The organism is Rhodococcus erythropolis NBRC 15567 (genome assembly GCF_001552595.1).
GTDB lineage: Bacteria > Actinomycetota > Actinomycetes > Mycobacteriales > Mycobacteriaceae > Rhodococcus_F > Rhodococcus_F erythropolis.
The window spans coordinates 187,563-208,336 of sequence record NZ_BCRM01000009.1 but is presented as its reverse complement, the minus strand read 5'-3'; the positions used below and the strand labels follow the sequence as shown (position 1 = coordinate 208,336).

Sequence of the window (20,774 nt, the reverse complement as noted above, 5' to 3'; positions counted from 1 at the left end):
TCGAACGACACGAAAAACGGTACCCCCGACGGGAACCGGAACTATCCCAGAACCAGGCTCGTCAGAACCTTCACACCGACGCCGAGTGCACGCTCGTCGAGATCGAAAGTGGGTTGGTGGATGTCGAGCTGATCGCCTTCACCCGACCACACGCCGAGCCGCGCCATGGCACCCGGCACGGTTTCGAGGTACCACGAAAAGTCTTCGCCACCACCGGATTGCGGGGTGTCCGCCAAAGCATCTTGTCCGACGGTCGCGATGGCGTCCTCGAACATCCGAGTGGACACCTCGTCGTTGACGACCGGTGGCACTCCGCGACGATAGTTGAGTTGGTAGCGAACTCCGGTGGGCGCGAGCAGTCCGTGGACGATTTCTTCCACGAGCGGTTCGAGCAACTCCCACGTGTCGTGATCGCCGGTACGTACCGTGCCCGTCATCATGCCGGTCTGCGGAATCGCGTTGGGCGCCTGACCTGCACTGACCGCACCCCACACCATCACGGTGCCGGTACGCGGATCGATACGACGGCTGAGCATTCCCGGCAGCCCGGTCACGACTGTGCCGAGTGCGTAGATGAGGTCCGTGGTCAGGTGCGGCCTCGACGTGTGCCCACCCGGAGAGTCGAGAACGACCTCGATCGTGTCTGCAGCAGAGGTGATCGCGCCAAGACGCATTCCGACCTGGCCTGCCTCGAGTCGCGGATCGCAGTGCAGAGCAAAGATTCTGGACACACCATCGAGCGCGCCGGCAGCGATGACGTCGAGTGCACCACCAGGCATGACTTCCTCGGCGGGCTGGAAGATCAGCCGAACCCCGACGGGAAGTTCGGGCAGCGTGGCCAGAGCCAATCCGGCGCCGAGCAGGATGGTGGTGTGGGCGTCGTGCCCGCATGCATGAGACACACCGGGGACCGTGGACGAATACGTCGCCCCGGTCGCCTCCTGCATCGGCAAAGCGTCCATGTCGGCGCGAAGTGCGATTCGCGGCCCCTCAGGTCCGATGTCGCACGTGAGTCCGGTGCCACCGGGAAGGATCTTCGGCGACAGCCCAGCGGCGGTGAGGCGGGTCGCGACGAATTCGGTGGTCGCGTATTCGCGGCGAGCCAACTCCGGGTTGGCATGGATGTGTCGACGCCACGCGACTAGGTCGTCGGTGTGCGCGTGAATCCACGTGTCGATTGCCGCGTTCACCGGCGATCTACCCCTTCCAACAGACGGGCGCGTTGTTCTGGATCGGACGCTACCCGGAGAGCAGTGCGGGCCAACGCAATTGCACCGTCGACTACCGCTCGATCTGCGGAGGTGGTGATACACGCGGCCGCGAACTCCGGCTGATGTGTCACTGCCCCCGATGAATCCAAGCCTATGACCGGGTGAATTCCCGGAATCACATTGGTCACATTACCCATATCCGTACTACCCAGTGGACGGGAGCGCTCCCATTCCGCTGCCAGTGGCACCCGCCCGAGGTCGACGATCTGTTCACGGTACGCCGCCGCCAGCCACGGATCGGGGGTCAACTCGGTGTAAGTGGGCGATACCGTGCGGATTTCGTGGGTGCATCCGGTGCCGAGTGCGCCCGAGGCGAAGCAGGCGTCGGCACGCTCGGACAGATTGGCCAACGACGCGGCCGTCTCGGCACGCAGGTAGTACAGCAGTTCGGACCGAGCCGGAACGATGTTGGGAGCAGTGCCGCCATCACTGACGATTCCGTGAATCTGTTGCCCTGGCTGGAGGTGCTGGCGCAACAGTCCGACCGCCACCTGCGCGAGCGTCGCGGCATCGGCGGCATTACGACCGAATTCCGGCGCAGCAGAGGCGTGCGCTTCGCGACCGTGATAGCTGACGGCGATGTCCGCCAGGGCCAGCGAGGTGGCACCGATGATGTCGATCGGTCCTGGATGAACCATCATGGCCGCGCCGACGCCGTCGAATGCACCACGCTCGAGCATCAGAACTTTGCCGCCACCGGTTTCCTCCGCGGGAGTACCGATCACTCGGACTGTGATCCCCAGTTCGTCGGCCACGGTAGCCAACGCGATGCCGGCCCCGACCGCGGCGGCGGCAATGATGTTGTGCCCACAGGCATGACCGATCTCGGGCAGCGCGTCGTACTCGGCGCAGATCGCGATGACCAACTCTCCACTGCCGTAGGTGGCATCGAATGCCGTCGGCAGATCGACGATCCCGTGAGTGACCGCGAAACCGTGCTGCGCCAGCAGGTCCGACACTTTGGCAGCGCTGCGGAACTCCTCGAAGGCAAGTTCCGGATCGCTGTGAATCGAATGCGACAGCGCAATCAGATCGGCCTCTACGGACCTGACTGCGCTGTCGACATTCTGGTTCACGCGATCATTGTCTCACCCGAAGGAGAAGTTGCTCTTGTCAGTCACCTGAGCGAGGTCCGCAAGAGCATCGCGGTGGATGCCTGCCTTGATTCCCGCCAAGTTCTTGCCGTGAGTCGACGTCAGTGCCGACGCCTTGGTCACTGCTGCGGCGAGTACTCCGTCGCCGTCGACCGTTTCCTGCACGATGCCGGCAGCAAGCGCGTCGGCGCCGCCGAATCGACGCCCCGTCGTCATCGCGTCGACTGCCGTCTGCTTGGGCAGACGACTGTTCAACAGTGCTGACATGCCGACAGTGAACGGCATGTTCAGTCCGACCTCGGGGAGGCAGTAGAAGCCGCGGTCCGCGCGCATGATCTGGAAATCGTGTGAGGACGCGAGCATGGCGCCGGCGCCGAACGCGTGCCCCTGCACGGCCGCGACCGTGGCCATCGGGAAGGTCAACAAACGGCTGTAGATGGTGTGGACCTTGTCCAGGTAGCCGGGCAGACCGTCGAGATTGCCGAAGATCCACGTCGTGTCCAGGCCGTTCGTGTAGAACTTGCCCGTCGCGGTGGTCACCAGGGCTGCGGGCCCCTCGTGCGCTTCGACCTCGTCCAACTTGCTGTGAACAGCGTCGATCCACTCAGGGCCGAAGCGGTTCTCGTTGTCCGTTTCGCCCTCGTTGCCGAGGTACAGGATGAATACGTCGCCGTCGCGTTCGAGATAAGGCATGGATGGGAGAGTAACGCCCGCCAACTCACCCGGCGAACCGACCCGACTCCTCAGTAGGGTTGCTCACATGGGAACGATCGCCGAGGCCGCCGCCGCTGCTCTGTCCGCCATGACTGGCTCTTCGTCACCGTCAGTCGCCATCGTGCTCGGGTCGGGGTGGACCGATGCCGCAGACGTGTTCGGCGACGCCGGTGCGGACGTGACAGCCGAAGTCTCGATGGCGGATCTTCCTGGCTTCGCCCCACCGTCCGCGCTCGGTCACGCGGGCACCATTCGTTCGGTGCGCGTCGGAAACACCGAAGTCCTGCTGCTGCTCGGGCGCGCGCACGCATACGAGGGCCACGATCTCGGTACCGTCGTCCACCCGGTCCGGACAGCCATTGCTGCCGGCGCCGACACGGTCATCCTCACCAATGCGGCCGGCGGTATTCGCGAAAACTACACAGTCGGTCAACCGGTGCTGATCAGTGACCACCTGAACCTGACGGCCCGCTCTCCCCTCGTCGGCGCAGAGTTCGTCGACCTGGTCGACGCCTATTCGCCGGAACTGCGCGCGCTGGCTCGCTCGATCGACCCGGACCTTGCCGAGGGTGTTTACGCCGGGCTTCCCGGTCCGCACTACGAGACTCCGGCCGAGATTCGAATGCTTCGTACACTCGGCGCCGATCTGGTCGGCATGTCGACGGTTCACGAGACCATCGCGGCCCGCGCGCTCGGCGCCCGCGTTCTCGGCATCTCCATGGTCACCAATCTGGCCGCCGGAATCACGGGCGCCCCGCTCGACCATCAGGAAGTGCTGGCGGCAGGCAAAGCATCGGCGGCCCGGATGGGAGTGCTGCTGCGTCAACTGGTCGAGCAGCTGTGACACCACTGAACGTCACCGAGTGGATCGACGCCGATCCGGACCCAGTTACCCGCACAGAATTAGCCGCCCTTTCCGAACATGAACTGGCCGAACGCTTTTCCGCACCACTGACGTTCGGCACTGCTGGGCTTCGCGGGCCGGTGCGCGGCGGACCCAACGGCATGAACCTCGCGGTCGTCATCCGGACCACGGCCGGTCTGGCGGCCTGGCTGACAGCTCGCTGCCAGGGCGGGTCCCGCGTTGTGGTCGGCCGCGACGCCCGGCTCGGTTCAGAGGCATTTGCTCTCGCGGCCGCCGAGGTCATGGCAGCGGCCGGGTTCGAGGTGACCCTGCTCCCCCGCCCACTGCCGACACCGCTGGTGGCGTTCGCGGTGCGCAGGCTCGGGGCAGCGGCAGGTATCCAGATCACTGCCTCCCACAATCCTGCCGCCGACAACGGTTACAAGGTGTATCTCTCGGGCGGAGCGCAACTCGTCTCCCCCGCCGATCGTGAAATCGAGAGCGAGATCGCCCGCATCGGTGGTGCCGCCGACGTCGCGCGAGCATCGGTGATTCCGGCCGACGATTCTCTGGTCGAGGAGTACATCGCCCGCATCGCGACCCTCCCGCACGGCGACGCCCGCTCGATCCGGATTGCGCTCACGGCAATGCACGGCGTCGGCGGGGAGACTGCGACCGCGGCTCTGCGAGCAGCAGGATTCGAGGACCTGCACGTCGTGGCGGAGCAGTTCGATCCCGACCCCACGTTTCCGACCGTCGAGTTCCCCAATCCCGAAGAGCCTGGCGCCGCAGACCGCCTGCTCGCCCTTGCCCGAAGTGTCGACGCGGATCTGGCGATCGCACTCGACCCGGATGCCGACCGCTGCGCCGTCGGAGTTCGCGACGGTGATCAGTGGCGCATGTTGCGCGGCGACGAAACCGGGGTGCTCCTGGCCGACCACGTACTGCACACGGCGCCCGGAGATTCGTTGGTGGCGACGACGATCGTCTCCTCGACTCTGCTCTCGAAGTTGGCGAAAGCTCGCGGAGCCAGGTTTGCGCAGACACTCACCGGATTCAAGTGGCTCACGCGCGCCGGCGACGGACTCGTCTACGCCTACGAGGAAGCGATCGGGCACTGCGTCGATCCGGATGTGGTGCGGGACAAGGACGGAATCTCAGCTGCCGTTCTGGTGGCCGACTTGGCTGCCACCCTCGCGGGCAGCAACAGAACCCTGTTGGACGTTCTAGGCGACTATGCCGTCGAATTCGGACTGCATCGCGGGGACCAAGTATCCCGCCGCGTCGAGGATTTGAGCGACATCGCCGAAATGATGAAACGACTACGCGCCGATCCTCCTGGCCAACTCGCGGGTGAGCCGGTCACGACCGAGGACTTGTCCCTGGTTCGCGGTGGTATGCGCACCGACGCAGTGATATTCGACGGGCCGTCGATCCGCGTGGTTGTTCGACCGTCCGGAACCGAGCCCAAGCTCAAGTGTTATCTCGAAGTTGTCGTCCCGGTGGCGAACCGCGACGACCTCGCGAACGCACTAGAGCAGGCGAAGGCCCGGCTGGCGGAACTCCGAACCTTCGCCCTTTCGCTCTAGCGGGGTCCGAACTGCCGATCGCCGGCGTCACCGAGACCGGGGACGATGAAAGCGTTCTCGTCGAGTCCGTCATCGATGCTCGCGATGACCAGACGAACCGGGTGGCCGGACGCTGCCAGCGCGTCGACGCCGGCCGGAGCGGCCACGACGCACACTGCCGTGACATCCGTCGCGCCACGCGCAACCAGCAAGTCGATGGTGTGCACCATCGAGCCACCGGTGGCGAGCATCGGATCGAGCACGAACACCGGGATACCGGACAGATCCGCAGGCAGGGATTCGAGGTACGGAACCGGCTGATGAGTCTCTTCGTCACGTGCCATTCCGACAAAGCCGACGCCGGCCGACGGAATCAGCGCACTCGCCTGTTCGACCATGCCCAGACCGGCCCGCAGCACGGGTACCAACAACGGCGGCTTCGCGAGCCGGATGCCCGTCGTCGCTGCTACCGGGGTGTCGACCGGAAACTCCTCGACCTCCGCGTCACGCATGGCCTCGTAGACCAGCATGTGCGTGAGCCTGCGAAGTGCGGAACGAAAAGTTGCGTTCTCACTGCGTGCATCACGCATTGTCGTCAAGAGGGCCGCCGCGAGCGGATGGTCGACTACGTGCGTTTGCATGACCATCAGAATAGTTCCTCGGGAACCGGAGCACCCCGCGCGGCGTCCAAGAAGGAGTAAGCGCAACGGGGGGAAGACAAGTTGACAAATCTGGATCTGGACACTGAAAGCATCGCGGAGTTCGCCACGCGGTTGGGCACTGTTGCCGACAACGTCGCGCAAGCGCGACAGGACGCGGCGGGTGGCGATCACTTGGCTCTGTCCACTGTGCTGGGGCTGATCGGCGGCGACTTCGTCGATGTCGCGAGCCGAGCACAGCAAGCGCACATCGACGACATCGATCGACTGTCCGCTGTGATCTCCAGCGTCCAGTCAGCCACCCGCGACGCTCACGCCGTCTATCTCGACTCCGAGGAATCGGTACGAACGACTCTCGCTGAAGCCGCACGCTCATGATCGACGTCGACGCACTCGCACGACCGATCATCGATCTGGTCGACATTGTCGGGACTGGCGTCCCCAGCGCAAGTGGACCCGACGTCGGCATCCGAATCGCTACGGACGCCCTCGAGATCGCATACCAATTGGGAAGCGCTGCTCTGAGCGAATTGGCGTCCTCTCAGAGCTCGTCCACGGCACTCACCGCTGCGGTGACCAAAACCGAGCAGACGCAGACGTCGACGCGAAACCTCGCCGATCGTGGGACCGACATCGCCGGCGTCGTGGACGAAGCAACAACGTCCGTGTACGCGGGAATGACCGAACTCGGTGAGATTCTCCAGTCGTTTCTGACACTCGCGATCAAGGCCGGGCCGACGCTGATGACACCGACGGGCCAATTGATGTTGTTGTCGGCCGCGTTGGAGCACCTCGGACGCGCGGTATCGGTTATCGAGCGGGTACGCGGTGAGCTGGCGGGGTCGACCGACAAGATGTCCGCCCTCGTCCCGTCCGTCCCGATACCCGATCCCGCACCTGGAGTCTCCGGTTCGGTGGGTGGTTCCGGTTCCGTCGGTGGTTCCGGTTCCGTCGGTGGTTCTGGTTCCGTCGGTGGAGTAGAGGTCGAACTTCCCGACGGCTCGATTGCCACCGCACCGAACGCCGAGGCCGCTGCTGCCGTACGCAACGCGCTTACTCAACAGGGTGTCCCGTACGCCTGGGGAGGCACGACACCCGGAGTCGGTCTGGACTGCAGTGGTCTGACGCAATGGGCGTACGGCCAGGCCGGAGTCGATATTCCGAGGTTGGCTCAGGAACAGGGAATCGGGAACCAGGTCGATCAGAACAATCTGATGCCGGGCGACCTCGCGGTCTGGGACGGCCACGTCGCGATGGTGATTGGCGGCGGCCAGATGATCGAAGCCGGCGACCCAGTCGAAATCAGCGCCATCCGAACCACGAACAGCGGCATGGGCTTTCACGGTTTCTACCGTCCGACAGAATGACAGGAAACATGAACGAGAACATGCGGGAATCACCGCCGATCATCACAGCCGTCTCCGTCAACCGCGCTGGAACCATCGCGGTCCGCGCCACGGAGCACGCCGTGCCCGTGGACCTGCGGATCAGCCAGGAGGAACTGCGGTACGGCGGGGAACGGTTGGCGCAACAGATACTCACGCTGTGCTCGAAAGCAGCGATCGAGGCCGGCGCCCGCCATCGTGTGGAGCTCGAGGAGACCGGAGTCCCGGCAGCGATCCTCGATCGGCTCGGTCTCGCGACCCGAGACGAACTGGCCGATGTCGACGCCGCCGAGGGCCAGAACCTTCCGTCGAGCTGGATGCGTTCGATATGAGCGAGATTGATCGAATCATGGAGTTGGCGAAACACCGGACCGGACTCTTGCAGGACGCCGTCGACGGGGTCGGCGCTCTGCGGGCAGTCGTCTCGAGCGAGGGTGGGATAGTCACGGCGACTGTCGACGGGCTGGGCGCTCTGGTCGATCTACGGATTACCGACGCAATCACCGCGATGAATTCGCGCACAGTGGCCGCATTGACGGTCGCAACAATTCACCAGGCAGTTCGACAGTCCAACGACGAACGAGAGCGACTGGTCAGTGAGCTCCGAGTGGCACTGAAACAAACGTGACGAACCCCCGCTATGCCTTTCGCTCTGCGGTGGATAGGCTTCCGCCCATGGCTGGAGACATCGTCCCTATCGAAATCGGACTCACCGACGGAGACCTCGTCACTTTGTGGGCACCCCGCTGGCGCGAGGGCGACGACGAGTGGGAAGCGTTCCTCGGCCATGAGGAAGACCTGTACGGGTTCTCCTCCGTCGCAGAACTCGCGGCCTTCATCCGAACGGACTCCGACAACGACCTGGTCGAGCATCCGGCGTGGGCCGTCGTCTCCGGGCTGTCGGCAGCCGAGCTCGAACCGGAGGAGAACTTCACGTTCGACTTCGTCGGCGTGCCGGAACTGGCCGCAGGTGATCCTGAGGCACTGGCGGTCTCGGAACTCGAAGACACCTTGAACATGGCTCGCAACATCGGCGAGGTGTGCGAACTGGACGCGGTCATCCGCTTCTTCAGCGGCCATCCGGTTCTCGGCGCGCTTGCGACCGGCGCCGGCGCCTTCGAAGGTCGCGAAGGCCTGGAGCTGTGGGACCAGGTCGGCGCTGCGATCGTCAAGGACTGGGACGCCGTTCTCGACGCCATCGACAAGGTGGTCACCTCCCCGAAGGTCGACGCAGCGGCCGTCGCGGTCGCCGAAGCTGAACTGCTCGCTGCCGCCGAGAACACCGTCGACGCCGACGATGTCGCCGAGGAGGGCGAGGACGAGGAATTCGACGAAGACGACCTCGACGAGGAGGAAGACGAAGTCGAGACCTTCTGGGGCGAGGTCGGTGTCGACCCGATCCGCATCATCACCTCAGCCGAGACGTTCTACACTCTGCGCTGCTACATGGGCGATCAGGCGATCTTCCTCGGCAAGGACGGACTGATCACCGTCTTCCGTAGCGAGCGCGCACTCGCTCGCTACCTCGCCGACAACCACGAACACGATCTCTCGCAGGTCAGCACGTACGGCGAAATTCAGAATGCTGCCGTCGACGGTTCACTCGAAATCGAGGTCACGGACGAGAACGTCTACGTTCTGCCCGGCATCGCCGACGACCTCGCCCAGGGTCCGGACGTCGTCGACGCCGAGCAACTGGAACTTGCCGTCGAATTGTTCACCGATGCAGCGGATTTCGCCGACGACGACTCCACCGAGGAGGCTCTGTCCGCGTCGAACGAGCTGGGTTGGTACGTCTCGTACCTCCTCAACCCAGATCCGTCGCGGATGGCTCCGAGTGCGCCGTTCACCAAGGAATCCGAGGCCTGGCGCGAACTCGAGCGTGAGTTCGAGGCCCGGCTGCGATCTGAGTAGTCGGGTGCACGTCAGCTAGCCGATGAGCACGGCGTAACCCGGCTTGATGACGTCGTCGATCAACGCGAGGCGCTCGTCGAACGGGATGAAGGCCGACTTCATCGCGTTGATGGTGAAGCGTTCCAGATCGGTCCAGCCGTAACCGAAGGTCTCGACCAACGCGGCCATTTCCCGGCTCATGCTGGTGTCGCTCATCAGTCTGTTGTCAGTGTTGACGGTCACGCGGAAGCGCAAGTCCGCCAACAGTCCGAACGGATGGTCCGCCAGGGCGGCTACCGCTCCGGTCTGCACGTTCGAACTCGGGCACAGTTCCAGGGGAATGCGCATGTCACGGACGTAGTTCGCGAGTCGACCCAGTTCTGCCCCACCTTGGCCACCTACGTCGATGTCGTCCACGATCCGCACGCCGTGGCCCAACCGATCCGCTCCACAGAAGGCGATGGCTTCGTGGATCGACGGCAACCCGAACGCCTCACCCGCGTGAATCGTGAAGTGGGCGTTCGCATCACGCATGTATTCGAAGGCGTCGAGGTGCCGGCTCGGCGGGTTACCGGCCTCGGCACCGGCGATGTCGAAACCGACGACGCCGCGGTCCCGGAATCGCACAGCGAGTTCGGCGATCTCCCGTGACCGGGCGGCATGCCTCATCGCCGTGAGAAGACACCCGATTCGGATCTCCCGTCCCGCGACCCTGGCAGCGGATTCGCCGGCCCGGAAACCTTCGAGAACGTGCTCGACGACCTCGTCCAAACTCAGGCCTTGTTCCAGGTGCTGCTCGGGCGCAAAACGGATTTCGGCATAGACGACGTTGTCGTCGGCCAGATCCTCGGCGCATTCACGCGCTACCCGTGCAAGCCCTTCCGGGGTCTGCATCACCGCGACCGTGTGCGCGAACGTTTCGAGGTAGAGCTCGAGCGATCCACTGTCAGCGGCAGTTCGGAACCATTGCGCGAGTTCGGATGCCGTAGTCGCCGGCAGCTCGTCGTAGCCACACTGCTCGGCCAGTTCGAGGACAGTCTCGGGTCGGAGTCCTCCGTCGAGATGATCGTGGAGAAGAACTTTGGGTGCGCTGCGGATCGTGGTCAACTCCGGTGCGTTCATTCGCCAACGCTAACGCGAATCACCCACAATTCGCTCGATGAGCAACGGTCGCGAAACGGTGTCGGAATCGGCCCCGATCGACCAGCCTCCGCCGAGGCTCCGCCGCGCAGCATCAAATCTCTCGGGAGTGTCGGTGTGCAGTGTCATCAGCTTCTGTCCGGCGCGGACCACGTCGCCGGGCTTCGCGTGCATCTCGATGCCGGCACCGGCCTGAACGGCTTCGCCCTGTCGTTCGCGTCCGGCTCCGAGCTTCCAGGCCGCGATGCCCACCGCCATGGCGTCGAGTCGGGTCAGCACGCCGTCTCGGTCCGCGGTGACGACGTCGCTGTGCCGGGCCACCGGCAGCGTCGCGTGTGGGTCCCCACCTTGTGCGGCGATCATCGCGCGCCACCGGTCCATGGCCGTGCCGTCGGCCAGTCTGTCTGCGGGGTCGATACCGTCGATCCCAGCCGCGGACAGCATCTCCCGAGCCAGGACCAGGGTCAGCTCGACGACGTCGGACGGCCCGCCGCCTGCCAGCACCTCGACGGATTCACGCACCTCGAGAGCGTTGCCAGCCGTCAATCCCAGCGGGGTGTCCATCCCGGTGATGAGAGCACTTGTACGCACGCCGGCGTCGTTGCCCAACTCGACCATCGTGCGTGCCAACTCTCGCGCGTCGCCGAGGTCCTTCATGAACGCTCCGGAACCGACTTTGACGTCGAGCACCAGGGCGCCGGTTCCCTCGGCAATCTTCTTGCTCATGATCGAACTTGCGATCAGCGGAATGGATTCCACCGTTCCGGTCACGTCGCGCAGCGCGTAGAGCTTCTTGTCGGCGGGGGCCAGGTTCGCTCCGGCAGCGCAGATCACCGCGCCGATTTTCGGGTCCGCGAGAATGTCGACCATCTCCGTCGCCGTGAGCTCGGCTCGCCAACCTGGAATGGCCTCGAGCTTGTCGAGAGTTCCGCCGGTGTGGCCGAGTCCGCCTCCCGACAACTGCGGGACTGCAAGACCACATGCCGCGACGAGGGGCGCGAGCGGAAGGGTGATCTTGTCCCCAACACCACCGGTCGAATGCTTGTCGACAGTGGGCAGCGGCAAGTCCGAAAAGTCCATCCTCCCGCCGGATTCGATCATTGCCTCGGTCCATCGGCCGGTCTCTGCTCGTGACATTCCTCGGAAATAGATCGCCATCGCGAGCGCCGACATCTGCTCGTCGCCGACGACCCCCTCAGTGAACGCCTGAACTATCCAGTCGATCTCGGTTCCCGACAACTCGCGGCCGTCACGCTTGGCGCCGATGATGGAAACTGCGTCAAACATGGCGGAGCCCCTCTGCTTGTTCCGGCCCGAAAGCATCAGGCAACAGCTCGCTCAGCGGCTTGAACCCACTGCTCGTGTCGACAAGCATCTCACCCCCGCCGTGCTCGAGAAGAAGCTGTCTGCACCTGCCACAAGGCATCAGAATCGAGCCCTTCGCGTCGCAGCACGTGAAGGCAACCAGCCGCCCGCCCCCGGTGGCGGCTAAGTTACCGACGAGTCCACATTCGGCACACAGGCTCAAACCGTATGAGACATTTTCCACATTGCATCCTGAGACGATCCGACCATCGTCTACCAGGGCAGCTGCACCCACTGCATAGCCCGAGTACGGTGCATAAGCCTGCCGCATGACCACTTGCGCGTTGTGCCGCAACAACTTCCAGTCGATGTCACCCATGGTTCGTTATCCAATCACGCCGACTGAATGGATGCAGAAACCACGCCGAAACCGACTAGGTGAGATTGGAAAGGCAAACCTTACAAAGAGTTTGGTACGCGTACGAATCCCGCATCTGATTAGTTCCCGGTTTCACATAGGTTTAGAGTCTGAGTCAAGTCGGTTCAGGATCCCGTCGAGCCCGGGCTGAGGTACATCGAAGCTCTCTGCAGGCTCGACGCGTCCACCAATGACGTTGGAGGCACAGCACTCGATGAGTACTACGACTGAAGCCGCTCCTCAGAAGGAGCGCACGAGGTCGCTTTACCGGGGCGACCCCGGAATGTGGTCCTGGGTTCTACACCGGATCACAGGCGTCGCTACTTTCTTCTTCCTATTCGTACACGTTCTCGATACGGCACTCGTTCGGGTCAATCCCGATACGTACGACGCCGTCATCGACACGTACAAGAACCCCCTCGTCGGCCTCATGGAGATCGGCCTCGTCGGCGTAGTCCTCTACCACGCCCTCAACGGCGTGCGCGTGATGTTGGTGGACTTCTGGTCGAAGGGCCCGAAGTACCAGCGCGTCATGCTCTGGACCATTTTGACGATCTGGTTCCTGGTGATGATCCCAGGCGCCGGACGCATCCTCATCAACATGTTTGCGGAGCACTGACATGGCGACTACTCACGGACCCGAAGCCAAGAGCCTGGGCACCTCATACGACCGTCCCGCAAGCCTGGACAACCCGCGGTCCCCGCGCGCGAAGGCTCGGAACAACTTCGAGTTGTACGCATGGCTGTTCATGCGCTTCTCCGGCGTCGCCCTGATCGTTCTGGTCCTGGGCCACATGTTCATCATGCTGATGCTCGACGGTGGCGTTCACCGTCTGAACTTCGCATTCGTCGCAGGTCGCTGGTCCAGCCCGTTCTGGCAGTTCTGGGATCTGACGATGTTGTGGCTGGCACAGCTGCACGGCGGTAACGGCCTGCGCACGGTCATCGCGGACTACTCCCGCAAGGACTCCACGCGCTTCTGGCTGACCACGATCCTCGTTCTCTCGATGATCCTGATCATGGGCCTGGGCACGTACGTCATCTTCACCTTCGACCCCAATATCTCGGCGAGCTAGGGGAGCACAGACTTCATGCAGGAACATCGTTATGACGTGGTCATCGTCGGCGCCGGCGGCGCAGGCATGCGTGCGGCAATCGAAGCTGGCCCCCGTGCCCGCACGGCCGTACTGACCAAGCTCTACCCCACCCGCAGCCACACCGGCGCGGCCCAGGGCGGCATGTGTGCCGCCCTGGCGAACGTGGAGGAAGACAACTGGGAGTGGCACACCTTCGACACCGTCAAGGGCGGCGACTACCTCGCCGACCAGGACGCCGTCGAGATCATGGCCAAAGAGGCCATCGACGCGGTGCTCGACCTCGAGAAGATGGGTCTGCCGTTCAACCGCACGCCCGAAGGCAAGATCGACCAGCGTCGATTCGGTGGCCACACACGTGACCACGGCAAGGCACCCGTCCGCCGTGCGTGTTACGCAGCCGACCGCACCGGTCACATGATCCTGCAGACGCTGTACCAGAACTGCGTCAAGCACGATGTCGAGTTCTTCAACGAGTTCTACGCGCTCGACATCGCCATCACCGAGACCGAGGACGGCCCGGTTGCCACCGGTGTCATCTGCTACGAGCTCTCGACCGGCGAGCTGCACATCTTCCACGCCAAGTCGATCATCTTCGCGACCGGCGGCTCGGGACGCATGTACAAGACGACGTCCAACGCGCACACCCTCACCGGTGACGGCATGGGCATCATCTTCCGCAAGGGCCTGCCCCTCGAGGACATGGAGTTCCACCAGTTCCACCCGACAGGACTCGCCGGTCTCGGCATCCTGATCTCGGAAGCCGTCCGTGGTGAAGGTGGCATTCTCCGTAATGCCGACGGCGAGCGCTTCATGGAGCGCTACGCCCCCACCATCAAGGACCTCGCTCCGCGTGACATCGTGGCCCGTTCGATGGTCCTCGAGGTTCTGGAAGGCCGCGGCGCCGGCCCGAACAAGGACTACGTCTACATCGACGTGACGCACATCCCCGAGGAAGTTCTCGACGAGAAGCTCCCCGACATCATGGAGTTCTCGCGCACCTACCTCGGCGTGGACCCCGTCAAGGAGCCCGTGCCCGTCTACCCGACGTGCCACTACGTCATGGGCGGTATCCCCACCAAGATCAACGGTGAGGTTCTGCGCAACAACGACGAGGTCGTCAAGGGCCTGTACGCCGCCGGCGAATGTGCCTGCGTTTCCGTGCACGGTGCAAACCGCCTCGGCACCAACTCGCTCCTCGACATCAACGTGTTCGGCCGCCGCGCCGGCATCGCTGCCGCTGAGTACGCGAACTCCACCGAGTTCGTCGACCTGCCGGAAACCCCGGCTGCGATGGTCGAAGACTGGGTCGGCGTCATCCTGTCCGATCACGGCCACGAGCGCGTTGCGGACATCCGCACCGAGCTGCAGCAGTCGATGGACAACAACGCCTCCGTCTTCCGCACCGAAGAGCGCCTCACCCAGGCACTCAAGGATGTGCGTGCTCTCAAGGAGCGCTACAACCACATCACGGTCCAGGACAAGGGCAAGCGCTACAACAGCGACCTGCTCGAGGCCATCGAGCTGGGCTTCCTCCTCGAAATGGCAGAGGTCACCGTCGTCGGCGCCCTCAACCGCAAGGAATCGCGCGGCGGCCACGCTCGCGAGGACTTCCCGGACCGGAACGACGCCGAGTACATGAAGCACACGATGGCGTACAAGGAGGGTGACGGCCTGCTCTCCGACATCCGTCTGGACTACAAGCCGGTGATCCAGACCCGCTACGAGCCGATGGAGCGTAAGTACTGATGTCTGCGCCTGCTGTAGATGCACCCAAACTCCCCGCTGTTCCCGAGGGGGCCGTCATGGTCACTCTCAAGATCGCGCGGATGAACCCCGAATCGGGCGAGGGCCAGCACTGGGACAGTTTCCAGGTCCCGGCACTGCCCACCGACCGTCTGCTCAACCTGCTGCTGTACGTGAAGGGTTACCTCGACGGCACCCTCACGTTCCGTCGCAGCTGCGCACACGGTGTCTGTGGATCGGACGCCATGCGGATCAACGGTGTGAACCGTCTGGCCTGCAAGCTGCTGATGAAGGACATGCTGCCCAAGGACGGCAAGCCGGTCACCATCACGGTCGAGCCCATCAAGGGCCTGCCCGTCGAGAAGGACCTGGTTGTCGACATGGAACCCTTCTTCGACGCATTCCGCGCCGTGAAGCCGTTCCTCATCACCAGTGGCAACGAGCCCACTCGTGAGCGCATCCAGAGCCAGCACGACCGTGCTCGTTTCGACGACACGACGAAGTGCATCCTCTGCGCATGCTGCACCACGTCGTGCCCCGTGTACTGGAGCGACGGCAGCTACTTCGGTCCCGCTGCCATCGTCAACGCACACCGGTTCATCTTCGACAGCCGCGACGAGGCCGCTTCCGAGCGTCTCGACATCCTGAACGACAAGGACGGCGTGTGGCGTTGCCGCACCACGTTCAACTGCACCGACGCATGCCCCCGCGGCATCCAGGTGACAAAGGCAATTCAGGAAGTCAAGCGAGCGCTGCTCTTCGCTCGATAGTCAGGCCTTCGGCCCTGTGCGCGGTTAGGGAGTCTCCGGACTCCTTAACCGCGCACAGCTATGTCGGGGGCATGTTGAGCGGTGTCACGACTTGAACCGGTGACGTCGTAAAGCCGAAGTGAGCGCCCATGGCGCCGTGTTCTTTCATGACCACCTGACAGGCAGTGCGAACATCCGCCCGCAGATCGTGGTGGAGCACCGCTGATATTCGCCTCTCCCCCAGCAACTTTCGATTGTCACCGTCGAGATCGTGAGCGATGAAGACACTGCACTCCCGGTTCAGTTCTTCGAACGCGTCGACAGTGGCCAGGTTGCCACCACCGATCGAGTACACGGCACGGATCTGCGGATCGGATTCGAGTGCCGCTCGCACCAGTTTCCTACTCGTCTGATCCAGACCGTCACTGTTCGGAATGTCGATCAAACGGCGATGCGGAGCCGAGACGCGCATAGCGGAGCGAAATCCCATCTCCCGTTCTTCCTCCCCGCGGAAGAAGCCGCTACTCATGCTGACCAGCACGTTGCCGTCCCGATTCCCCAGCCACTGATCGATCAAGTACGCGGCGGTGGCTCCGGCGGCTCGGTTGTCGATGCCGATGTAGGCGGCTCGCCTGCTACCGGGAACATCGGTCACCAACGTGACGACCGGAATCTTGGCCGCCACCAACCGGTCGATCGCCGCCACGACTTCCGGAGTGTCGGGAGCCTTGACGATGACTCCGTGGGATCCGCGTCGACGAATCTTGTCGAGCGTCGACGTCATCGCTTCGACCGAACCGGTTTCACGAAAGTGGAACCGAGAACGAACAACAGCAGGCGCAAGGGTCGGCAGTTCGGCCTCGAGCGCGTCACGGACTGCGTCGGAAAACCTTGCGGGAGTTTGCAACACGACGTCGACGATGAACGTGCGCCCGACCAGTTTCAGTTGCGAGCGTTGACGTTCCAGGTCTGTGATCGCTTGGCGAACCTCCGATCGTGTGCCCTCCCGAACTCCAGGACGGTCGTTGAGCACCCGGTCGACGGTGGCCTCACTCAGGCCCGACTGCTGAGCGATCTCCCGTACTTTGAATCGATGCGCCACAACTACCTCACGATGATGGATATTTGATGGTTTTTCGCTGTTGCTCGAGGTCTTCGTCACAGCCAGACTAAACCCATGACTTCTCCGCCGGGCGTAACCAGGCCCGTACTCCTAGCCGACACCGTCGTACTGGTCAGTGGCGGCTCGCAAGGCGTCGGCGCCGGCGTCGTACGCGCCGCAGTCCGTGAGGGCGCTCAGGTGGCTTTCACCGGCCGACGCCCGGACGTCGGAAAAGCTCTCGAGGCAGAACTTCCGGGAACACACTTCATCGAAGCCGATGTGGCGCAGACCGATTCCGCGCTCGCCAGCGTGGCCGAGACGATCTCACATTTCGGCCGCGTGGATGCCCTCGTCAATTCTGCCGGACTCACCTCGCGCGGCACGCTGCTCGACACCACCGAGGAACTCTTCGACCAGCACATCGCAGTGAACCTCCGCGGTCCGTTGTTCACGATGCAGGCAGCGGTCAAGGACATGCGCGAGCGTGCGGTCCCCGGGTCCATCGTCAACATCATCTCGACGTCCGAACTCGGCGGGCAACCGTATCTCGCGCCGTACGTGGCAGCGAAGGCCGGGCTGGCGGGGCTGACCCGCAACGCCGCCCATGCGCATCGCTGGGATCGTATCCGGATCAACGGTCTCGACATCGGGTGGACACAGACCGAGGGAGAAGACCTCACGCAGAGAGCTTTTCACGACGCCGGTGACGACTGGCAGGAACGTGCGGGCAGCACCCTCCCCATGGGCAAGCTCGGACAGGTCTACGAAATCGCCGACTTCGTCGTCTTCCTGCTCTCCGATCGCAGCGGAGTCGTGACAGGTTCGATCATCGACTGGGACCAGAACGTCTTCGGAGGGCTGGACTGATGGGCGCTCGAATCGGAGTCATCGGCCTCGGACGAATCGGCAGCTACCACGCCCGAAACCTGCTGACGACGGACGGCGTCGACGCACTGGTTGTCACCGACGTCGACGCACGTCGAACCTCGGACGTGGCAAGCGAACTCGACGTGGAGTCCGCTGCCGATCCCGACGCGCTTCTAGCGTCAGGCATCGACGGCGTTCTGATCGCCGCGTCGTCGAGTTCGCACGCCGACCTGATCGAAGCCGCTGTCCGCCGAGACATCCCGACGTTCTGCGAAAAGCCGGTAGCCGACTCGATCGAATCCTCGGTTCGTGTACTCGCGACTGCCGAGCAGACGTCGGTACCAGTCCAGATCGGATTTCAGCGCCGATTCGACCCGTCATTTGTGGCGGCGTACGACGCAGTTCGATCTGGAGAACTCGGTTGGATCCACACTCTCCGATCGACCACCCTCGACCCCGCTCCCCCGCCGATCTCGTACATCGAACACTCCGGCGGCATCTTCCGCGACTGCTCGATCCACGATTTCGACATCGTCAGGTGGGTCAGCGGCCGCGAAGTCACCACGGTTTTTGCCACCGGCTCGAGTCAGGGTGATCGCGGGATCGCCGATGCCGGTGACGTCGACACCGCCGCAACGGTTCTCACTTTCGAAGGCGGAACCATCGCGGTCGTGTCAAATACCCGCTACAACGGCCGCGGCTACGACTGCCGACTCGAGGTACTCGGCTCGGCGGACTCCGTCGTTGCCGGGCTGGACGACCGCTTGCCACTCCGCTCTCTCGACCCCGAAACATCGTTCCCCTCGAAGGAGCCGTACACGTTCTTCATGGACCGCTTCACGTCCGCCTACCGTGCGGAACTCGAAGCATTCCTCGGCGTTGTCGCCGGGCGTCGGGAATCACCGTGCACGCCCACAGATGCGGTCGAGTCGGCATGGATCTCCGAAGCTGCAACGCACTCTCTGCGCGAGGGTCGGCCCGTCACGATCACCGAAGTCAAAGATCTGTTCCTTCACGACAAGAATGAGGCACACACATGAGCACTCCTCGCATCGCCGGCGCACCGATCTCCTGGGGCGTGTGCGAAGTCCCGGGCTGGGGCTACCAACTCGACCCTGCGCAAGTCCTCCGGGAAATGCGCGAAGTCGGTCTGGCGGCAACGGAAATCGGACCGGAGGGCTTTCTGCCGACAGCACCCGCCGAAATGGCCAAGGTGCTCGCGGATCACGACCTGAGCGCAGTCGGCGGGTTTGCACCAGTACTGCTGCACGATGACGATCATGATCCGGTACCCGGCATCTCCCCCATCCTCGACGGTTTTGTCGCCTCGGGTGCCGAGGTTTTGGTTCTGGCCGCCGCGACGGGTTCCGACGGCTACGATTCACGCCCAGAACTGGACGAGCAGAGTTGGAAAACCCTGCTACACAATCTCGATCGCCTCACCGACGCCGCGGCCGAGCGTGGAATCAGGGCAGTTGTCCACCCTCACGTCGGAACGATGATCGAGCAGCGCGACGAGGTCCTGCGAGTGCTCGACGGCTCGGCCATCCCACTGTGCCTGGACACCGGCCACCTGTTGATCGGCGGCACCGATCCGGTCGACCTGGCGCGTCAAGCTCCCGAGCGCATCACCCACGTGCATCTCAAGGACGTCGACGATGCCCTCGCATCACGCGTTCGCAGTGGTGAGCTCACCTACACCGACGGCGTGAAGGCGGGAATGTACCGTCCACTCGGTGGCGGCGACGTCGACATCGCCGGTGTCACAGCCATATTGCAGCGCCACGGTTTCGACGGGTGGTACGTGCTCGAGCAGGACACCATTCTGGCCGAGGCTCCGTCCGACGAGGGACCGGTGCGCGATGTGCGAGCGAGCGTCGAGTATCTGCGGTCGGTTCTGTGACACCTGCCCCGCTGCGGATAGGCATTCTGGGAGCCTCACGCATCGCCGAGAACGCGATGATCAAACCTGCAACGGCCACCGGGCACCGCCTGGTGGCCGTTGCCGCACGCAGCCCCGAGCGGGCCAGAGCCTATGCAGCCCAGCATGGGATCGAACGGGTGGTCGGTTCGTACGCCGAGCTGATCTCGGATCCGGAGGTGGACGTCGTCTACAACGCGCTGCCCAACAGCCTGCACGGACCGTGGAATCTCGCCGCCGTTCAGGCCGGCAAGCACGTGCTGACGGAGAAACCGTTTTCGAGCAACGCGGTGGAAGCGCGTGCTGTAGCCGAAGCAGCACGCGTGAGCGGAGTGACGCTGCTCGAGGGGTTCCACTACCTCTTTCATCCGGTGAACCGGCGCCTGCTGGATGTGGTTCGGAGCGGCACAGTCGGCGCGGTCACTCGGGTGGAAACCGTACTGCGGATGCCCAAACGATCCGAGAACGACCCGCGGTGGGAGCTCGCCTTGGCAGGCGGGTCACTGATGGACCTGAGCTGCTACGGGTTACATGCTTCCCGGATGCTGAGTGACGTCTGTGGTGGTGCGCCGGTGGTGACCGAGACCCGCCACGAGGAATACGCTCCGGGGGTCGATTCGTGGTTCGACATCGAACTCGAGTATCCCGGCGGAGCGCGGGCATCCGTTGTGACAACGATGTTGGACGAGCAGTACCACTTCACCTTCCGGGTCTTCGGAACCAACGGAGACGTCCTGGTGCACAACTTCCTCCAGCCGGACGTCGACGACCGTGTCTCCGTCACTGTCGATGGGCGCACGAGTATCGAGCATCTGGGCACGAAGTCGTCGTACACCTGGCAACTCGAAGCGTTCGCCGATCATCTGTCCGGGGTCTCGGCGCTGCCGATCGGACCGGGCGACGCGGTAGCCAACATGACGATGATCGACGAGGCGTACATGCATTCCGGCCTCGGGGTTCGGCCGACGACCATCCTCTGACGAAACGACTACAGCCTCGGTTCG

At 63.7% G+C, this 20,774-nt stretch carries 23 protein-coding genes; 15 read left to right on the top strand and 8 right to left on the bottom strand.

The genetic code is table 11. The features are described from left to right. Positions 1-41: 41 nt before the first annotated feature. From RE4_RS15225 to RE4_RS15215, 3 genes are read right to left on the bottom strand one after another with little or no spacing between them, the layout of a single operon-like run. Positions 42-1,190 (bottom strand): M20 family metallopeptidase, encoded by a 1,149-nt coding sequence (locus tag RE4_RS15225; RefSeq protein ID WP_003940741.1) that lies wholly within the window; start codon positions 1,188-1,190, stop codon positions 42-44. After that, the gene (locus RE4_RS15220) at positions 1,187-2,347 is read right to left on the bottom strand and encodes a M20 family metallopeptidase (protein ID WP_060938848.1); all 1,161 of its coding nucleotides are present in this window, start codon (positions 2,345-2,347) and stop codon (positions 1,187-1,189) included. Before RE4_RS15220 ends, RE4_RS15225 begins: the two co-directional genes overlap by 4 nt. Before the next feature lie 12 nt (positions 2,348-2,359). Further along, complete coding sequence (locus RE4_RS15215) at positions 2,360-3,058, bottom strand: enoyl-CoA hydratase-related protein (RefSeq protein ID WP_019747702.1); 699 nt, start codon at positions 3,056-3,058, stop codon at positions 2,360-2,362. A 67-nt stretch (positions 3,059-3,125) separates the two neighbouring features. On the opposite strand from RE4_RS15215, the gene RE4_RS15210 reads away from it, so the two are divergent. Further along, positions 3,126-3,923, top strand: a complete 798-nt coding sequence (locus RE4_RS15210; RefSeq protein ID WP_020907041.1) for a purine-nucleoside phosphorylase — start codon at positions 3,126-3,128, stop codon at positions 3,921-3,923. Continuing rightward, positions 3,920-5,512 carry a phospho-sugar mutase gene (locus RE4_RS15205; protein ID WP_060938847.1) on the top strand — a complete coding sequence of 531 codons (1,593 nt, stop codon included), beginning with the start codon at positions 3,920-3,922 and terminating at the stop codon, positions 5,510-5,512. The genes RE4_RS15210 and RE4_RS15205 overlap by 4 nt, the downstream gene beginning before the upstream one ends. On the opposite strand, the gene upp is transcribed toward RE4_RS15205, so the two are convergent. After that, positions 5,509-6,132, bottom strand: a complete 624-nt coding sequence (upp, locus tag RE4_RS15200; RefSeq protein ID WP_007727319.1) for a uracil phosphoribosyltransferase — start codon at positions 6,130-6,132, stop codon at positions 5,509-5,511. The two genes, RE4_RS15205 and upp, sit on opposite strands and share 4 nt — an antisense overlap. 81 nt (positions 6,133-6,213) lie before the next feature. On the opposite strand from upp, the gene RE4_RS15195 reads away from it, so the two are divergent. From RE4_RS15195 to RE4_RS15175, 5 genes are read left to right on the top strand one after another with little or no spacing between them, the layout of a single operon-like run. Then, positions 6,214-6,528 (top strand): type VII secretion target, encoded by a 315-nt coding sequence (locus tag RE4_RS15195; RefSeq protein ID WP_020969162.1) that lies wholly within the window; start codon positions 6,214-6,216, stop codon positions 6,526-6,528. Continuing rightward, positions 6,525-7,517: a C40 family peptidase gene (locus RE4_RS15190; protein WP_042951361.1), complete on the top strand. Its 993-nt coding sequence runs from the start codon at positions 6,525-6,527 to the stop codon at positions 7,515-7,517. The genes RE4_RS15195 and RE4_RS15190 overlap by 4 nt, the downstream gene beginning before the upstream one ends. Then, positions 7,514-7,867, top strand: coding sequence for a hypothetical protein (locus tag RE4_RS15185; RefSeq protein WP_370671299.1), 354 nt, complete (start codon positions 7,514-7,516; stop codon positions 7,865-7,867). Before RE4_RS15190 ends, RE4_RS15185 begins: the two co-directional genes overlap by 4 nt. Continuing rightward, on the top strand, positions 7,864-8,163 hold the full coding sequence (locus tag RE4_RS15180) for a YbaB/EbfC family nucleoid-associated protein (RefSeq protein WP_029255004.1): 300 nt from the start codon (positions 7,864-7,866) through the stop codon (positions 8,161-8,163). Before RE4_RS15185 ends, RE4_RS15180 begins: the two co-directional genes overlap by 4 nt. 47 nt (positions 8,164-8,210) lie before the next feature. Beyond that, on the top strand, positions 8,211-9,449 hold the full coding sequence (locus RE4_RS15175; protein ID WP_060938846.1) for a SatS C-terminal domain-containing protein: 1,239 nt from the start codon (positions 8,211-8,213) through the stop codon (positions 9,447-9,449). 15 nt (positions 9,450-9,464) lie between these two features. Here the strand turns inward: RE4_RS15175 and RE4_RS15170 are convergent, their stop codons facing one another. The 3 genes from RE4_RS15170 to RE4_RS15160 are packed head-to-tail and all read right to left on the bottom strand — an operon-like array spanning position 9,465 to position 12,252. Continuing rightward, positions 9,465-10,550 (bottom strand): adenosine deaminase, encoded by a 1,086-nt coding sequence (locus RE4_RS15170; RefSeq protein ID WP_042951360.1) that lies wholly within the window; start codon positions 10,548-10,550, stop codon positions 9,465-9,467. A gap of 9 nt (positions 10,551-10,559) precedes the next feature. Beyond that, the gene (locus tag RE4_RS15165; protein WP_060938845.1) at positions 10,560-11,855 is read right to left on the bottom strand and encodes a thymidine phosphorylase; all 1,296 of its coding nucleotides are present in this window, start codon (positions 11,853-11,855) and stop codon (positions 10,560-10,562) included. Further along, positions 11,848-12,252, bottom strand: a complete 405-nt coding sequence (locus RE4_RS15160) for a cytidine deaminase (protein ID WP_019747693.1) — start codon at positions 12,250-12,252, stop codon at positions 11,848-11,850. The genes RE4_RS15165 and RE4_RS15160 overlap by 8 nt, the downstream gene beginning before the upstream one ends. Before the next feature lie 253 nt (positions 12,253-12,505). Here RE4_RS15160 and sdhC point away from each other — a divergent pair, with 253 nt between their 5' ends. From sdhC to RE4_RS15140, 4 genes are read left to right on the top strand one after another with little or no spacing between them, the layout of a single operon-like run. Further along, positions 12,506-12,910 (top strand): succinate dehydrogenase, cytochrome b556 subunit, encoded by a 405-nt coding sequence (gene sdhC, locus RE4_RS15155; protein ID WP_020969155.1) that lies wholly within the window; start codon positions 12,506-12,508, stop codon positions 12,908-12,910. A gap of 1 nt (position 12,911) precedes the next feature. Beyond that, on the top strand, positions 12,912-13,367 hold the full coding sequence (locus tag RE4_RS15150) for a succinate dehydrogenase hydrophobic membrane anchor subunit (protein ID WP_003940699.1): 456 nt from the start codon (positions 12,912-12,914) through the stop codon (positions 13,365-13,367). A 15-nt stretch (positions 13,368-13,382) separates the two neighbouring features. Then, complete coding sequence (gene sdhA / locus RE4_RS15145; protein ID WP_019747692.1) at positions 13,383-15,134, top strand: succinate dehydrogenase flavoprotein subunit; 1,752 nt, start codon at positions 13,383-13,385, stop codon at positions 15,132-15,134. Beyond that, complete coding sequence (locus RE4_RS15140) at positions 15,134-15,901, top strand: succinate dehydrogenase iron-sulfur subunit (protein WP_003940925.1); 768 nt, start codon at positions 15,134-15,136, stop codon at positions 15,899-15,901. The genes sdhA and RE4_RS15140 overlap by 1 nt, the downstream gene beginning before the upstream one ends. 58 nt (positions 15,902-15,959) lie before the next feature. Here RE4_RS15140 and RE4_RS15135 read toward each other — a convergent pair whose 3' ends face one another. Continuing rightward, positions 15,960-16,982 (bottom strand): LacI family DNA-binding transcriptional regulator, encoded by a 1,023-nt coding sequence (locus tag RE4_RS15135; protein WP_060938844.1) that lies wholly within the window; start codon positions 16,980-16,982, stop codon positions 15,960-15,962. A gap of 75 nt (positions 16,983-17,057) precedes the next feature. On the opposite strand from RE4_RS15135, the gene RE4_RS15130 reads away from it, so the two are divergent. From RE4_RS15130 to RE4_RS15115, 4 genes are read left to right on the top strand one after another with little or no spacing between them, the layout of a single operon-like run. After that, positions 17,058-17,849 (top strand): SDR family oxidoreductase, encoded by a 792-nt coding sequence (locus tag RE4_RS15130; protein WP_060938843.1) that lies wholly within the window; start codon positions 17,058-17,060, stop codon positions 17,847-17,849. Beyond that, positions 17,849-18,889, top strand: a complete 1,041-nt coding sequence (locus RE4_RS15125; RefSeq protein ID WP_060938842.1) for a Gfo/Idh/MocA family protein — start codon at positions 17,849-17,851, stop codon at positions 18,887-18,889. Before RE4_RS15130 ends, RE4_RS15125 begins: the two co-directional genes overlap by 1 nt. Beyond that, on the top strand, positions 18,886-19,752 hold the full coding sequence (locus tag RE4_RS15120; RefSeq protein ID WP_020969151.1) for a TIM barrel protein: 867 nt from the start codon (positions 18,886-18,888) through the stop codon (positions 19,750-19,752). Before RE4_RS15125 ends, RE4_RS15120 begins: the two co-directional genes overlap by 4 nt. After that, positions 19,749-20,750 (top strand): Gfo/Idh/MocA family protein, encoded by a 1,002-nt coding sequence (locus RE4_RS15115; protein WP_081098367.1) that lies wholly within the window; start codon positions 19,749-19,751, stop codon positions 20,748-20,750. Before RE4_RS15120 ends, RE4_RS15115 begins: the two co-directional genes overlap by 4 nt. Positions 20,751-20,774 lie beyond the last annotated feature (24 nt).

Excerpts from the sequence above, each read along its gene's own strand:
- RE4_RS15215 (WP_019747702.1), bottom strand. The coding sequence starts at position 3,058 with ATGCCTTATCTCGAACGCGACGGCGACGTATTCATCCTGTACCTCGGC.
- sdhA (WP_019747692.1), top strand. The coding sequence starts at position 13,383 with ATGCAGGAACATCGTTATGACGTGGTCATCGTCGGCGCCGGCGGCGCA.
- RE4_RS15150 (WP_003940699.1), top strand. The coding sequence starts at position 12,912 with ATGGCGACTACTCACGGACCCGAAGCCAAGAGCCTGGGCACCTCATAC.
- upp (WP_007727319.1), bottom strand. The coding sequence starts at position 6,132 with ATGCAAACGCACGTAGTCGACCATCCGCTCGCGGCGGCCCTCTTGACG.
- RE4_RS15125 (WP_060938842.1), top strand. The coding sequence starts at position 17,849 with ATGGGCGCTCGAATCGGAGTCATCGGCCTCGGACGAATCGGCAGCTAC.
- RE4_RS15180 (WP_029255004.1), top strand. The coding sequence starts at position 7,864 with ATGAGCGAGATTGATCGAATCATGGAGTTGGCGAAACACCGGACCGGA.
- RE4_RS15160 (WP_019747693.1), bottom strand. The coding sequence starts at position 12,252 with ATGGGTGACATCGACTGGAAGTTGTTGCGGCACAACGCGCAAGTGGTC.
- RE4_RS15210 (WP_020907041.1), top strand. The coding sequence starts at position 3,126 with ATGGGAACGATCGCCGAGGCCGCCGCCGCTGCTCTGTCCGCCATGACT.
- RE4_RS15120 (WP_020969151.1), top strand. The coding sequence starts at position 18,886 with ATGAGCACTCCTCGCATCGCCGGCGCACCGATCTCCTGGGGCGTGTGC.
- RE4_RS15140 (WP_003940925.1), top strand. The coding sequence starts at position 15,134 with ATGTCTGCGCCTGCTGTAGATGCACCCAAACTCCCCGCTGTTCCCGAG.
- RE4_RS15190 (WP_042951361.1), top strand. The coding sequence starts at position 6,525 with ATGATCGACGTCGACGCACTCGCACGACCGATCATCGATCTGGTCGAC.
- RE4_RS15175 (WP_060938846.1), top strand. The coding sequence starts at position 8,211 with ATGGCTGGAGACATCGTCCCTATCGAAATCGGACTCACCGACGGAGAC.
- RE4_RS15185 (WP_370671299.1), top strand. The coding sequence starts at position 7,514 with ATGACAGGAAACATGAACGAGAACATGCGGGAATCACCGCCGATCATC.
- RE4_RS15165 (WP_060938845.1), bottom strand. The coding sequence starts at position 11,855 with ATGTTTGACGCAGTTTCCATCATCGGCGCCAAGCGTGACGGCCGCGAG.
- RE4_RS15170 (WP_042951360.1), bottom strand. The coding sequence starts at position 10,550 with ATGAACGCACCGGAGTTGACCACGATCCGCAGCGCACCCAAAGTTCTT.
- sdhC (WP_020969155.1), top strand. The coding sequence starts at position 12,506 with ATGAGTACTACGACTGAAGCCGCTCCTCAGAAGGAGCGCACGAGGTCG.
- RE4_RS15130 (WP_060938843.1), top strand. The coding sequence starts at position 17,058 with ATGACTTCTCCGCCGGGCGTAACCAGGCCCGTACTCCTAGCCGACACC.